Annotated in this window: 14 protein-coding genes; 3 read left to right on the top strand and 11 right to left on the bottom strand. The window is 57.1% G+C overall.

The annotated features are described in order from the left end of the window. The first annotated feature begins 18 nt into the window (after positions 1 to 18). The 3 genes from KUF54_RS01330 to KUF54_RS01320 all read left to right on the top strand — a co-directional run bounded on the left by KUF54_RS01330 (position 19) and on the right by KUF54_RS01320 (position 3,541). Positions 19 to 1,044, top strand: a complete 1,026-nt coding sequence (locus tag KUF54_RS01330) for an ABC transporter ATP-binding protein (RefSeq protein ID WP_219344552.1) — start codon at positions 19 to 21, stop codon at positions 1,042 to 1,044. Continuing rightward, positions 1,041 to 1,865 carry an ATP-binding cassette domain-containing protein gene (locus tag KUF54_RS01325; protein ID WP_219344550.1) on the top strand — a complete coding sequence of 275 codons (825 nt, stop codon included), beginning with the start codon at positions 1,041 to 1,043 and terminating at the stop codon, positions 1,863 to 1,865. The genes KUF54_RS01330 and KUF54_RS01325 overlap by 4 nt, the downstream gene beginning before the upstream one ends. A gap of 188 nt (positions 1,866 to 2,053) precedes the next feature. Next, positions 2,054 to 3,541: an ABC transporter substrate-binding protein gene (locus KUF54_RS01320; protein ID WP_219344548.1), complete on the top strand. Its 1,488-nt coding sequence runs from the start codon at positions 2,054 to 2,056 to the stop codon at positions 3,539 to 3,541. Between the two features lie 120 nt (positions 3,542 to 3,661). Here KUF54_RS01320 and KUF54_RS01315 read toward each other — a convergent pair whose 3' ends face one another. The 11 genes from KUF54_RS01315 to KUF54_RS01265 all read right to left on the bottom strand — a co-directional run bounded on the left by KUF54_RS01315 (position 3,662) and on the right by KUF54_RS01265 (position 14,313). Further along, a complete protein-coding gene (locus KUF54_RS01315; RefSeq protein ID WP_219344546.1) occupies positions 3,662 to 4,309 on the bottom strand; it encodes a LysE family translocator in 648 nt (215 codons plus the stop codon). 112 nt (positions 4,310 to 4,421) lie between these two features. Further along, positions 4,422 to 5,312, bottom strand: a complete 891-nt coding sequence (locus tag KUF54_RS01310; RefSeq protein ID WP_219344544.1) for an EamA family transporter — start codon at positions 5,310 to 5,312, stop codon at positions 4,422 to 4,424. Positions 5,313 to 5,404: 92 nt separating this feature from the next. Continuing rightward, positions 5,405 to 6,127: a GTP cyclohydrolase I gene (folE, locus tag KUF54_RS01305; RefSeq protein ID WP_219344542.1), complete on the bottom strand. Its 723-nt coding sequence runs from the start codon at positions 6,125 to 6,127 to the stop codon at positions 5,405 to 5,407. Between the two features lie 98 nt (positions 6,128 to 6,225). After that, positions 6,226 to 6,990, bottom strand: a complete 765-nt coding sequence (locus tag KUF54_RS01300) for an endonuclease/exonuclease/phosphatase family protein (RefSeq protein ID WP_219344540.1) — start codon at positions 6,988 to 6,990, stop codon at positions 6,226 to 6,228. A gap of 14 nt (positions 6,991 to 7,004) precedes the next feature. Beyond that, the gene (nudB, locus tag KUF54_RS01295) at positions 7,005 to 7,508 is read right to left on the bottom strand and encodes a dihydroneopterin triphosphate diphosphatase (RefSeq protein WP_219344538.1); all 504 of its coding nucleotides are present in this window, start codon (positions 7,506 to 7,508) and stop codon (positions 7,005 to 7,007) included. Between the two features lie 257 nt (positions 7,509 to 7,765). Beyond that, the gene (gene aspS, locus KUF54_RS01290) at positions 7,766 to 9,571 is read right to left on the bottom strand and encodes an aspartate--tRNA ligase (RefSeq protein ID WP_219344536.1); all 1,806 of its coding nucleotides are present in this window, start codon (positions 9,569 to 9,571) and stop codon (positions 7,766 to 7,768) included. 18 nt (positions 9,572 to 9,589) lie between these two features. Beyond that, on the bottom strand, positions 9,590 to 10,234 hold the full coding sequence (locus KUF54_RS01285; protein ID WP_219344534.1) for a DUF502 domain-containing protein: 645 nt from the start codon (positions 10,232 to 10,234) through the stop codon (positions 9,590 to 9,592). 14 nt (positions 10,235 to 10,248) lie between these two features. Further along, complete coding sequence (locus KUF54_RS01280; protein ID WP_219344532.1) at positions 10,249 to 10,548, bottom strand: FmdB family zinc ribbon protein; 300 nt, start codon at positions 10,546 to 10,548, stop codon at positions 10,249 to 10,251. A gap of 101 nt (positions 10,549 to 10,649) precedes the next feature. Beyond that, on the bottom strand, positions 10,650 to 12,101 hold the full coding sequence (locus KUF54_RS01275) for a sodium:solute symporter family protein (RefSeq protein ID WP_219344530.1): 1,452 nt from the start codon (positions 12,099 to 12,101) through the stop codon (positions 10,650 to 10,652). Positions 12,102 to 12,136: 35 nt separating this feature from the next. Continuing rightward, on the bottom strand, positions 12,137 to 13,705 hold the full coding sequence (ubiB, locus tag KUF54_RS01270; protein WP_219344527.1) for a ubiquinone biosynthesis regulatory protein kinase UbiB: 1,569 nt from the start codon (positions 13,703 to 13,705) through the stop codon (positions 12,137 to 12,139). Continuing rightward, positions 13,702 to 14,313, bottom strand: a complete 612-nt coding sequence (locus KUF54_RS01265; protein ID WP_219344525.1) for an SCP2 domain-containing protein — start codon at positions 14,311 to 14,313, stop codon at positions 13,702 to 13,704. The genes ubiB and KUF54_RS01265 overlap by 4 nt, the downstream gene beginning before the upstream one ends. Between the last annotated feature and the right edge of the window lie 18 nt (positions 14,314 to 14,331).

The raw sequence follows: 14,331 nt of genomic DNA, 5'->3' as shown, positions 1-14,331 counted from the left end.
TGCCCAGAGATACCAATCATGGCTTTGCTTGAAGTCTCCAACCTCTGCATCACCCTGCAAACCCATCGCGGGCGCGCTCAGGCCGTGCGCGATGTGAGCTTTACGCTGGAGCGCGGCGCCACGCTAGGCCTGATTGGCGAATCGGGCTGCGGAAAATCGCTCACCGCGCTGGCCCTGATGGGCCTGCTGCCTGACCATGCACAGGTCGAGGGCAGCATTCAACTGGGCGGCAAAGAATTGCTGGGCCTGAACGAGCGCCAGTTAAGCGTGCTGCGCGGCAACCGCATGGCCATGGTGTTTCAAGAACCCATGAGCGCCCTGAACCCCGTGCACAGCATTGGCCGCCAAGTGGCAGAGCCGCTGCGCATTCACCAAGGCCTCAGCCGCGCACAAGCGCGCGCCCGCGCTACCGAATTGCTAGAACGCGTAGGCATTGCACAAGCTGCCCAGCGGCTCGATGAGTACCCGCACCAGTTCTCTGGCGGGCAGCGCCAGCGCATCATGATTGCCATGGCGCTGGCCTGCGGCCCTGACTTATTGGTGGCCGATGAGCCCACTACAGCGCTGGATGTGACGGTGCAGCAGCGCATTCTGGATTTGCTCCAAGAGCTGGTGGCCGAGCATTCCATGGCCCTAGTCCTCATCAGCCACGACTTGGGCGTGATTGCCCAAAATGCGGAGCAGTTGCTGGTCATGTACGGCGGCACGGTGGCGGAGTCGGGAATGACAGAAACCGTCTTTGCCCAGCGCGCCCACCCTTACACACGCGGCCTGTTTGCGGCACGCCCCCAGCTTCAGGCCACAAGCCACAAAGAACACTTATCCACCATTGCCGGCGCGGTGCCAGAACTGGTGGATCTGCCAGCAGGCTGTCCGTTTGCAGGCCGCTGCAGCTACACCCAGAGCAACTGTTTTGTAGAGCACCCCCAGCCGCGCACGCTGCACCAGCCCATCGTTGCACCGGCATCACTCGCTTCTTGGCGCCAGCCCCATCTGGTGCGCTGCCTGCATGAGCAAGCGTTGTCTGCAGGGGTACAGGTATGAGTCACATCGCTATCAAAACAGAAGCTACAAGTCCAATACTATTAAGGATTATCGACTTAAAACACTCGTATTCACGCCCCCGCACATCCTTGTGGCGAGCCGCAGAACCTTTGCAGGCCCTGCGCGGTGTGAGCTTTGAATTGCACGCTGGGCAAAGCTTAGGTGTGGTGGGCGAATCGGGCTCTGGCAAGTCCACCCTCGCGCGTCTTGTCATGGCGCTCGATACGCCCACTGAAGGCTCGGTCGAGCTGCTGGGCCGCAACCTGCACCAACTTTCTGAAAAAGCCTTGCGCGCTGCAAGGCGTGATTTTCAGATGGTGTTTCAAGACCCCTACGGATCGCTGGACCCGCGCATGACGGTGCAGCGCATCATCAGCGAGCCACTGACCACGCTGACTGACAAACCCAGCCCCAGCGCACAGCGCCAGCAGGTGCTGGCCGTGCTCGAGCAAGTAGGCCTGCGCGCCCAAGATGCCGACAAATACCCGCATGAATTTTCGGGTGGCCAGCGCCAGCGCATTGCCATTGCCCGTGCGCTGATTACCCGGCCCCAACTCATCGTGGCCGATGAACCGGTCAGCGCGCTGGATGTATCAGTGCAAGCGCAGGTGCTCAACCTCATGCAGGATTTGCAGCGCGAGCTAGGCCTGTCCTACCTCTTCATCAGCCACGACTTGGCCGTGGTGCAGCATGTCTGCGATCAGGTCATCGTGCTTTATCAAGGCGAGATTGTGGAGCGCGGCACGCCGCAAAAACTGTTTTCTGCACCCGAGCACCCGTACACGCAAGCACTGGTCAAGGCTGCGCCACGCGTGATTTAACGCAGCAAAGCAATTGTTGCCCGTACTTGCAACAGTTATCTACAGTTATCTACAGTTCGATGGCTTAGCGAACTGCTTGCATAGTGTAAAAACGTACTTGAAACAAGTCTGCACTGTGCTTCATCACACCATGACTTGTAGCGTTTTTGCAGGCCCCTCGCGACTTGCCCCATTCGGAGATTTTGTAGATGTTCAATCGCCGCATCTTGCTGGCCAGCTCAGTTGCCAGCTTGCCTTTGTTGAGCGCCTGGCCGGCTTTGGCCCAGAACAAAAAAGACAGCCTCACGCTGGCCATGACGCTGGAGCCGCCGGGACTCGACCCCACAGCCGGTGCCGCTTCATCGATTGCCGAAGTCGTGCTCTACAACGTGTTTGAGACGCTCACCAAGATCAACTCCGACGGCAGCGTCTCACCCCTGCTGGCTGAAAGCTGGGATGTGTCTTCTGATCTGAAGACCTACACCTTTCGCCTGCGTAAAGATGTGAAGTTTCAAAACGGTGAGCCTTTCAACGCCCAAGCCGTAAAGTTCTCTTTTGACCGCGCCGCTGCTGACAAAAGCACCAACAAAGACAAACGCAGCTTCGCCAACCTCAGCACCAAGGTGGAGGATGCGCACACCGTCGTCATCACCAACAAAGACATTGACCCTGACTTTTTATTCATCATGGGTCAGGGTACATCCGTCATCGTTGAGCCCAAGAGCGCTGCCAGCAATGCCACCAAGCCCGTAGGTACTGGCCCATACAAGCTGACGGCATGGAGCAAGGGTGCATCCGTCACACTGAGCGCATGGCCGGGCTACCGCAGCGCGCAAAGTATTCGTATCAAACGCGCCGTGTTCCGCTTTATTCCAGACCCTGCTGCGCAGGTCGCATCTTTGCTGGCGGGTGATGTAGATGTATTCCCCCGCGTTACGCCGCGCAGCGTCCCCCAGTTCCAAGCCAACCCGCGCTTTCAGGTGGTGGTGAGCAACTCACGCGCCAAGACCATTTTGGCGATCAACAACGCACGCAAGCCCTTGAACGATGTTCGCGTGCGCCGTGCCATTTCTGCGGCCATTGACCGCAAAGCCGTCATCGCCGGTGCGGCCGATGGCTATGGCGTGCCCATTGGCAGCTATTACGTGCCCACGGCCTTTGGCTTTGTAGACACCACGGGCGTCAACCCTTTCGACTTGGATAAGGCCAAGGCGCTGATGGCGGAAGCGGGCATCAAGACCCCGCTGACGCTGACCATGACGCTGCCGCCAACACCCTACTCACGCCAAGGCGGCGAGCTGATTGCGGCCCAATTGGCCAAAATTGGCATCAAGGTCAAGCTGCAAAACGTGGAATGGGCGCAGTGGCTGTCTGGCACCTACACCAACAAGAACTACGACCTCTCCATCATTTCGCATGTGGAGCCGTTTGATCTGGGTAACTTTGCCAAGCCAGACTACTACTGGGGCTACCAGTCGCAAGAGTTCAATACGCTGTTTGACAAGATCAAGCACACGCCCCGCCCTGCCGACCGCGCCCGCCTTCTGGGCGATGCCCAGCGACTGCTAGCCAAGGATGCAGTGCATGGCTTTATCTACACCCCGCAATGGGTGAGTGTGGCCAACAAAAACCTTCGGGGGCTGTGGAAAGACATGCCGGTGTTTGTGAACGATCTTTCAGCGCTTTCCTGGGGATGACTTGAAGCTCCCCCTGAGCGGCTTTGCCGCTTCCCCCTCTCTCGCTTCGCGGGAGGGGGACGACACCCTCGGTACGCGGCGGCGCTTCCTCGGTGTCCCTTGATTGGGCCGCGCCAGTTTTTAGCGTTGCACCATGACTAGGCGCAGGGCTAGCGCACCAAACACGGTGGCGGCGATTCGGTTCAGCCAGCGCTGGGCGCGGGCAGATCGCTGCAGCAATTGCCCAAACAGCCCCGAAAAGCAAGCGATAGAGCCAAACACCAGCGAAGCCGAGATCATAAAAACGCAACCCAGCACCATGATTTGCACAGGCACACTGCCGCGCGCGGGGTCGGCAAACTGGGGCAAAAAGGCCAAAAAGAAGATCAACACCTTGGGATTGGTCAGGTTCATCACCACACCACGGCCCACCCAGCCCATGGCCGATCGCAGCGTCAATACATCGCGCTGCGCATGGGCTTGAGCGGTCTCGCTCACTTCTACCGGCGCGCGCCATGCACCCCACGCCATGTAGAGCAAATAGGCTGCGCCGCAAACCTTGAGTGCGGTAAACAGCATGGGCGATGCCGCCACGATGGCCGCCAGACCCAGCGCCACCGCTGCTGTGTGACCCACCACGCCAAGGCACAAGCCAAGAACCACACACAGGCCCACGCGCCAGCCGCGCTGTGCGGATTGAACGAGGACGAAAAGGTTGTCGGGGCCGGGGCTCAAGCCCAGCAACACAGATACACCAAAGAATGCAATCAGAACGTCCCAAGTCGGCATACAGATCCTTTTATTCTTAATTAACCAGATACCCCAGCAGACAGATAGCAAGTGATGCCGCAGCAAATGCTTCCTCTTTTGAGGGAAGACGCGAAGCGGCTCAGGGGGCCATTTAACCTAGACCCAAAGCAGTAACACCCAGCGCAATCATCACGGCACCGGCAATGCGAAGGCCACGATCGCCCTCACCCAGCAGCTTGCCACCAATTAACGCCGCAAACAGCATAGACACTTCACGCGCTGGCGCAACGTGTGAAATGGGGGCGCTTTGCACGGCATACAGCACCAGCACATAAGCAATGGGGCTAAAGAACGCCACGACAGCCGCATAGCGCCACTGCACACGCCACAGGCGTTTGGTTTCGGGCCAGTCCTTGAAGGCCAACGGCACCAAAATTACCAGTCGAATCAGATTACCCACATAGTCCACCAAAATCGGCGACATCAGCAGCACCTTCACGGCGTAGCTATCTACCACCGTATAGCTGGCGATGAACATTCCCGTCAGCAGGCCGTAGTACAAGCCAGCTAACACGCGCTGGCGCGCCTCGGCATCTTGCCCTTCGCGAATGGCTGCAATCATGCGCGGGCCGCCTGCAATCAAAAACACCCCCACCACCACCCCGGCAATGCCCGCAGCGCCCAACGAGGAAATGCTTTCACCCAGAAACAGCACGGCTACCAGTGATGACATCAGCGGCCCACTGCCCCGGGCCAGCGGGTAGACCACCGTCAAATCTGCCACGCGGTAACCACGCAGCAAAATCACAAAGTAAGCCACATGCAGCACGGCGCTCGCGGTGACGAAGGCCCACTCTACCCAGCCCCAGCCGGGAACCACGTCCTTGCCCAGCCACCACCCTAGCGGCGCCCAGATAAGGGCATTAAACACAGCGGTGTAGAGAGAGAAGCGGGCATCGCCGCCCGCCTTCTTGGCAACGATGTTCCAGCCCGCGTGAATTACACCGGCCAAGATAATTAAAGCGAAGGCTTGCAGAGTCATGAAAAACCAAAACGCCAAAAGCGTGGGAAGCGCCAAAAATGCAAAAGGCCACGCAATGCGCAGCCTTTCCAATGCGATGAATTAACGCACGCTTATTTGCGATGCATCAGCGCTAAAAATTCACGGCGCAGTTCAGGGTTGGTGAGGAAGGCTCCACGCATGACGGAGTTGAGCATCTTGGAGTCCATCTCGCGCACACCGCGCCAGGACATGCAAAAGTGCGAGGCTTCCATCACCACAGCCAGACCATCGGGACGGGTCTTATCCACAATCAGGTCGGCCAACTGAATAATGGCTTCTTCCTGAATTTGCGGGCGACCCATGATCCAGTCCACCAAACGGGCGTACTTGGACAGGCCAATCACATTGGTGTTCTTGTTGGGCAGCACGCCAATCCAGATCTTGCCAATCACGGGGCACAGATGATGGCTGCAAGCGCTTCGCACGGTGATGGGGCCGACGATCATCAGCTCGTTCAAGTGCTCAGCGTTGGGAAACTCGGTAATCGCGGGCTGCGTCACATAGCGGCCGCGGAACACCTCGTTCAAATACATCTTGGCCACGCGGCGGGCTGTGGCGCGAGTGTTGTGATCGTTGGTGGTGTCGATGACCATGGAGTCGAGCACGGTCTGCATCTTCTCCTCGACTTCATCCAGCATCCGCTCCAGCTCACCGGGCTCAATAAACTCGGCGATGTTGTCGTTGGCGTGAAAACGCTTGTTCGCCGCCTGCAGGCGCTCGCGGATCTTGACCGAAACGGGCGTACCCTCATCGGTCTGTTGGTCTTTATTCATGTCGGCGAGTTCTCTGAACATGGAAGAATGGTAACAGTGAATCAACGTCCCAAAGCCGCAAAGGATTTGCTATTGAGACCTAGGTTTATAGAGCACTAGAAGCTATGGTTTCAGTAGCATCAGAGCCTGAATTCAGCAATCAGTGGCAAATGATCGGACATCCGCCACCAAATTCTCCCCTTGGGCACTTGCAGGCCCAGCGGGGTCAGCCCACGTACATAGATATGGTCGAGCTGCGCAATCGGCAGCCGCGATGGGTAGGTGGAGATGCCTTTGGTTTCATCAAACTCAAACAAGCTAAAGCCTGCAAGCATGCGCTTAATCTGGTTACCCCAGTCATTGAAATCACCGGCCACGACCAGCGGTGCATTGGGCGGTACCTCTCGCTCAATAAAGCGCTGCAGCAACTCAATTTGGCGGATGCGGCTGCCGGGAATCAAACCCAGATGCACGACGATGGAATGCACGCGCTTGCCGTGAATGTCTAGCTCCACATGCAGCAGGCCGCGCTGCTCAAAGCGGTGGTCTGAGATGTCCTCGTGCTGGTAGCCAATTACCGGCCAGCGGCTGAGCAGTGCATTGCCGTGCTCTCCATCCTTGGTATAGGCATTGGTTTGATACACCGACTCATAACCGTCAGGTGCCAAATATTCAGCCTGCGGCACATTGGGCCAGTGCTTGAAGTACTGCTCTTCCTTGCGGTTCATCTTGCGCACTTCTTGCAAGCAGACGATGTCGGCATCGAGCTGCTCCACCGCAAGGCCCAGGTTATGAATCTCCAGCCGCCGCGCAGGACCTAAGCCCTGCACGCCTTTGTGAATGTTGTAGGTCGCCACACGCAAAATTTGCGGCTCAGCGGGCTGGGGCAACTCAATTTCAGACATAGGTACAAATATTCTCAAGGCTGCTGCTTGTGCAGGCTGGCCGCCAGCGCAGGCTCAAAGCGTGGCAGCAGCAAAATAGCTTCGGCATTGGATGAGGAAAAGCAGCGCTGGGCGGCGCCCCGCCAATCATGCCAAGCATGTGCGGTGTGCTCTCTCGGATTCAAGTGCACAGCCGTGTAGGACGGGACACGAAGCCCAAACACGCGCTCTTGGTTATGCCACACACCTGGAGCATAGCGGTGCTGCCATTGGGGGTAGATCGCGTAGATGTTCTCCAGCGCCCAGTCGATCAGCTCGCAGCCGGGCGCATCGACATCGATACCCGTTTCTTCTAGCACCTCGCGGGCTGCGGTTTCACGCCAGTCTTCCCCCTCGCTGTCTTTGCTACCGGTGACTGATTGCCAAAACGGCTCCCCATCCGGCGCGGCAATGGTGCGGCGCAGCAACAGAACCTGCCCATCTTCACGGTAGATCACCACCAGCGCAGACTGCGGAATCTTATAAGGCTTGACGTCCATCAGCCCATATTAGCGCGCTGGCAAGAGATGCAGTCAGAGTTGGCGTCAACATTGAGCACTATCAAGATTCATAGCTAACAGTCTCAACTCCACGTCGAAATGACTCATTAATCAAGCTAAACCTCTTTATTGATGAGGACTAGTCGCTCTCAAATAAAGAGCAATAAAAAAGCGCCAGTTGCACGCAAGCTCACGCTTTATGCAAACTGACGCTTTGTACAGGCTGCGGCAAGCGCAGTCTGTAAAAGGCTTAGAGATTAGGCCTCGGTGGTAGTCACCACGGTGTTGCGCAGCTTGATGTGCAGCTCGCGCAGTTGCTTCTCGTCCACGGGCGAAGGAGCCTGCGTCAGCAAGTCTTGAGCGCGCTGGGTCTTGGGGAAGGCAATCACGTCACGGATGGACTCGGAGCCGGTCATCAGCGTGATCAGACGGTCCAGACCAAAGGCCAGACCACCGTGAGGAGGCGCACCGTACTGCAGCGCATCCAGCAAGTAGCCGAACTTGGCGCGCTGGTCTTCTGGGGTGATGTTCAGGGCGGCAAACACCTTGGCCTGCACGTCTGCACGGTGGATACGCACAGAGCCACCACCCAGCTCCCAGCCGTTCAAGACCATATCGTAGGCCTTGGCGATGCACTTACCGGGGTCGGTCACCATCAACTCTTCATGGCCATCCTTTGGCGATGTGAAGGGGTGGTGCACAGCCGCCCAGCGGTTGTTTTCTTCGTCATGCTCGAACATGGGGAAGTCCACCACCCACAGCGGTGCCCACTTGTTCTCAAACAGGCCATTCTTCTTGCCAAACTCACTGTGACCAACCTTCAAACGCAGAGCGCCGATGGAGTCGTTGACGATCTTTTCCTTGTCAGCACCGAAGAACAACAAGTCGCCGTCTTGCGCGCCGGTACGCTTCAGGATTTCGGCAATCGCTTCATCGTGCAGGTTCTTGACGATAGGCGACTGCAGACCTTCGCGGCCCTTGGCCACTTCGTTGACCTTGATCCAGGCCAGACCCTTGGCGCCGTAGATCTTGACGAACTCGGTGTAGCCGTCGATTTCGCCACGCGAGATAGCTGCGCCGCCGGGCACGCGCAGGGCAACCACGCGGCCACCCTTGGTGGTAGCGGGGGTGGAGAAGACCTTGAAGTCCACATCGCCCATGCAATCGGTCAGCTCGGTGAACTCGAGCTTGACGCGCAAGTCAGGCTTGTCCGAACCGAAGCGGTGCGCCGCATCTTGGTAAGTCATCATGGCGAATTCACCCAGATCCACGCTCAGCTGCTGCTTGAACACTTCTGTGATCATTTGCTGGAAGATGGCGCGGATTTCTTCTTCGTTCAGGAACGAAGTTTCGCAGTCGATCTGCGTGAATTCTGGCTGGCGGTCAGCGCGCAAGTCTTCGTCGCGGAAGCACTTGGTGATTTGGTAATAGCGGTCGTAGCCGGCCACCATCAGCATTTGCTTGTACAGCTGGGGCGACTGGGGCAGAGCGAAGAATTCACCGTCATGCACGCGCGAGGGCACGAGATAGTCGCGTGCGCCTTCAGGTGTGGACTTGCCCAGCATGGGCGTTTCGATGTCGATAAAGCCCAGCTTGTCCAAGAAATTACGCACTTGGATGGAGGTCTTGTAACGCAGCATCATGTTGCGCTGCATCACGGGGCGGCGCAGGTCCATCACGCGGTTTGTCAGGCGCACGGTTTCCGACAGGTTCTCGTCGTCGAGCTGGAAGGGAGGCGTCACCGATGCGTTGAGCACGACCAATTCATGGCACAGCACTTCGATCTGGCCGCTCTTCATCTTGTCGTTGGTGGTGCCTGCGGGGCGTGCGCGCACGATGCCCTTGACCTGCACGCAGAACTCGTTGCGCACGTCTTCGGCCACCTTGAATGTCTCAGCGCGGTCAGGATCGCAGACCACCTGCACATAGCCTTCGCGGTCACGCAGGTCGATAAAGATCACACCACCGTGGTCACGGCGGCGATTCACCCAGCCGCACAGGGTCACGGTTTCGCCCATTTGGGCTTCGGTCACCAGACCGCAGTATTGAGTACGCATTGCCATGAAAATCTTCCTGCACCCTTAGGGGTGCGACAAGGTTGTTTGTTTGGGTTCTTCGATGGCAGTGAGATCCGGCGGAGTCACCACACCCATCGAAACAATATATTTGAGTGCAGCATCCACACTCATTTCCAGCTCAACGCATTCGCTTCTGCGCACCATCACAAAGTAACCGCCTGTGGGGTTAGGTGTGGTGGGCACGAACACGCTGACATACTCGTCGCGCAGCAAGGCAGCGACTTCACCGTTGGGCTGGCCTGTGACAAAGGCCACAGTCCAGACACCTTCACGCGGCCACTGCACCATGACGGCTGTGCGAAAGGCATTGCCGCTGTCTGAAAAAACGGTGTCAGAGACCTGCTTGACGCTGGAGTAGATGGAGCGCACCACAGGAATGCGGCGCACCAAGGCATCGCCCCAACCCATCAGCTTGCGGCCGATGAAGTTGCTAGTGATACCGCCAACCAGCAGCAAAATCAGCAAAGTCAAAATGACGCCAAAGCCGGGAATGTGCACGCCGAGCAGTTTGTCGGGCTGCCATGCCTCGGGAAGAATCGCCAAGGTCTGGTCTAACGTACCAATGATCCAATTGAGCACACCCAGCGTGATCACCAACGGGACGATGACCAACAAACCAGCAATCAGCCACTTGCGCAGTGCAAACATAGTCTCAAAGAGCCTTAGGAGTTGGAAGTGGCCGTGACCGCAGCCGCTGCAGGAGCAGATGCGGATTCTGCAGCAGCAGGTGCAGCAGCGTTATCACTGGCGGAAGACGTGCTTGCAGCCGGCTTGCTGCCGCTATTCTTGAAGTCCGTGGCATACCAGCCAGAACCCTTGAGCTGAAAGCCGGGTGCGGTGAGCTGCTTAGAAAAGGCCTCGGCCCCGCAAGCTGAGCATGCGCTCAGCGGCGCATCCGAGATTTTCTGCAGAACATCCTTGGCATGGCCACAAGAGCCACACTTGTATGCATAGATAGGCATAGCGCTTAAAAAGAGGGAAGTGCAAAAACCCTCAATTATAGGCGTCGGCCCTCGTTTTGCTGCACTGCACAGGCAAGACCCGGCAGCGCTTGATTGCACTCTCAAGCCTTGGCTTGGGTAAAGCTCTCAATTTCACGCTGATGGTTGCTAATCCACTGGGGCAACAAAGACCCAGCCAGCATCCCCACCACGGCAGCCAAGAGCCCCGCCAACTGCTGAGGGAAAGCTTCATGCAGCGCAGGCGTCACCATAAAAATCAGCCAAACGCCAATGCCCAGGGTCACTGCGCCAATAGCGCCTTGCGTTGTAGCGCGCTTCCAGAACATACCAAACACCAGCGGCACAAAAGCCCCCACCAACGGCACCTGATAGGCGCTAGCCACTAGCTCATAGATGGGCGTGCCTTGCATCGCGATGGAGTAGGCCAGCACACAGGCAGAAAACACCAGCACGCTGATGCGCATGGTTTTAAGGTTGTTCTTGTCTGTGGTGAACGGGCGGAACTGACGCCAGATGTTCTCAGTAAACGTCACACTAGGAGCCAGCAAAGTGGCCGAGGCGCAGGACTTGATCGCCGACAGCAACGCGCCAAAGAACAGCACTTGCATCACAAAAGGCATCTTGTCCATCACCAAGGTGGGCAGCACCTTTTGGGGGTCTTCAGCCAACAAAACCTTAGCCTCATTCGGCATGATGATGAGGGCACTGACCACGAGAAACATGGGCACAAAAGCAAAAATTACATAGCAAGCACCGCCAATGATGGTGCCGCGCACAGCCGATTTTTCACTGTCTGCCGACATCACACGCTGGAAGATGTCCTGCTGCGGAATCGAGCCAAGCATCATGGTCACAGCGGCACCGATGAAGAACACGATTTCATGAAACGAAGGCTCGGGGAAGAACTTGAAAAGGTCACGACTCGTGGCCAGATCAATCACCTTGCCAGCACCGCCCGCCATGTCACCGGCAAAAAATGCCAGCGTCAACAAGCCGCCCACCAAAATAATCATCTGCACAAAATCGGTCACCGCAATCGACCACATACCTCCGAACAGCGTGTAGATCAGCACAGAGAGCAGACCAATCGTCATACCCATAGGAATACTGATGGAGCCGCCCGATAGCAGGTTAAACACCAGCCCCAGCGCCGTGACCTGAGCCGAAACCCAACCCAAGTAACTGATCATGATGATGATGGAGCAGACCACCTCAATAAAGCGACCGTAACGCGCACGGTAGTAGTCGCTAATGGTCAGCAAATTCATACGGTACAGCTTGGCTGCAAAGAAGGCGCCCACCAGAATCAGGCACATTCCTGCGCCAAATGGGTCTTCCACCAACGCCTGCAGGCCGCCTTCAATGAACTTGGCCGGCACACCCAGCACCAACTCTGAACCGAACCAGGTCGCAAAGGTGGTGGTGATGATCATGTACAGGGGCAGGTGACGCCCGGCGATGGCGAAGTCCGCCGTGTTTTTGACACGCTTAGCTGCCCATAGGCCGATGCCGATGGTGAGCAATAAATAAACGATTACCAATGAGAGCAGCAAGCTCGCACTCCTCAGACTCAATAAAAAAGGAAAATTTAGAAGCGGATACGCAGCAAGATCTGCAGCACCACAAGCCCGATGACGAAACCAATGCCGCCGCTCAAGATGGCTTGCAGCAAGCGATTGGTAGTCTTTTGCTGCTGGAGCAACTCTTTGAGCAAGGCGTCGTTGTTATTGGCAGCGCCTTGCTTGGCCAGATACTGGTGCAGCACACGTGGAATATCCGGCAGGATCTTGGCGTAGCGCGGGGCTTGCGCCTGAATCTCGCTCCATAGACGCTGCGGGCCCATCTGGTCCAGCATCCATTTTTCAAGAAATGGTTTGGCCGTGCTCCAGAGGTCTAGATTGGGATCCAACTGGCGCCCCAGACCTTCGATGTTAAGCAGTGTCTTTTGCAGCAGCACCAGTTGCGGCTGAATTTCAACCTGAAAGCGGCGTGAGGTTTGAAACAGGCGCATCAGCACCATGCCCAAAGAAATCTCGGACAGCGGGCGGTCAAAATAAGGCTCGCACACGGCGCGAATAGCGGCTTCCAGCTCTTCAACCCGCGTGTTGGCAGGCACCCAGCCGCTTTCCACGTGCAAAGCGGCAACGCGCTTGTAGTCACGGCGGAAAAATGCCAAAAAGTTTTGAGCCAGATATTCTTTGTCGAACTCAGTGAGCGTGCCGACGATGCCAAAGTCCAGCGAGATATAGCGCCCAAAAGTATCGGGCTCTAGACTGACCATGATATTGCCCGGGTGCATATCAGCGTGGAAGAATCCATCGCGAAACACCTGGGTAAAGAAGATGGTCACGCCATCGCGTGCGAGCTTAGGGATATCAACGCCCGCTTCGCGCAGACGCTCCACCTGACTAATGGGCACGCCCTTCATGCGCTGCATCACCATCACATCGGTGTGGCAGTAATCCCAGTGAATCTCAGGGATTAGCACCAAATCCAGACCTTCCATATTGCGACGCAGCTGCGCGGCATTGGAGGCTTCACGAATCAGGTCCAGCTCATCGTGCAAGTAGTTATCGAACTCGGCAACCACCTCTTTAGGCTTTAGGCGCTTGCCGTCTTTAGATAGCCGCTCCATCAAGCCTGCCATCATGTGCATGAGCGCTAGATCTTTATCGATCACGGTCTTCATGCCGGGGCGCAGCACCTTGACAGCTACTTCGTGCTCAATGCCAGCTTTGTCGCGAATCACGGCAAAGTGAACCTGTGCAATCGAGGCGCTGGCAATTGGCTTGCGGTCAAAGCTCACAAAGATTTGATCGAGTGGCTTGCGAAACGAGCTCTCAATAGTGTCCACCGCGATTTGCGAATCGAACGGTGGTACGCGGTCTTGCAGCTTGGCCAATTCTTCCGCGACATCAGGCGGCATCAAGTCGCTGCGCGTAGACAGCACCTGACCGAACTTCACAAAAATGGGGCCCAACTCCTCAAGCGCCTCGCGCAGGCGTACGCCACGCGGCTTGTCTAGCTTGCGCCCAAAGGTAAGCACACTGCGCAGACTGCGCAAACCGGGATGAGGAATGCCGGAGAGCACCAGCTCATCCAGACCATAACGAAACACCACCCAAAGAATGGCCCAGCCGCGCAGGAACCGACTCATGGCTGTGTGTAATCGGAGCCGGGCATAGATGCCACAGGTGCGCTGCTTGCAGGAGTGACGACATCTGCATCAGCTGCTTTTTTGCCACCCATACGCGTACCCACAAACTGGCGCAGAGCTTGAGCCGCTGTGCGAGCGACCTTGCCGATCGTGTGAGCTGGTACATCGCCGATCAAGCGGGCAAGGTCTTCTTCCACATCCCACTTGACGTTATCGACCAGCCAATTGATCTCGGCGGCAAACTGCACATCGCCTTCGATACGGATGCTGGGCTTGCCGCCGCGCAATGCGGTCTGAGCCAGCGACAGAGGCGAAGTCTCAGTGACTTCCAGCATCAGGTCTGGCGCAGCATCTGCAGGCGCTACATCGAACAGACCTGCAGGCGTGACCAGCAGAGATACTGAGTACTGACGCCATTGCACGCGGGCAATACGGCCTCGCTGGCGCAGGAGGCGATCCATTGCCTCTTTTTCCTGCATGAGCACATGGTTGATGAAAAGCACCAGACGCTGGTGCATTTCACTCACCAACCATTCGGGAGCTTGAGGTCCAGCCATCACGCGTTCGACGAGACCGCTCAGAAAAGAAAAAGGGGACTGTGTTGCCATAGCCCCCGATTATTCATG

Source organism: Comamonas sp. Y33R10-2 (assembly GCF_019355935.1).
Lineage (GTDB): Bacteria > Pseudomonadota > Gammaproteobacteria > Burkholderiales > Burkholderiaceae_C > Comamonas.
This window is presented reverse-complemented; position numbering and strand designations above follow the sequence as displayed.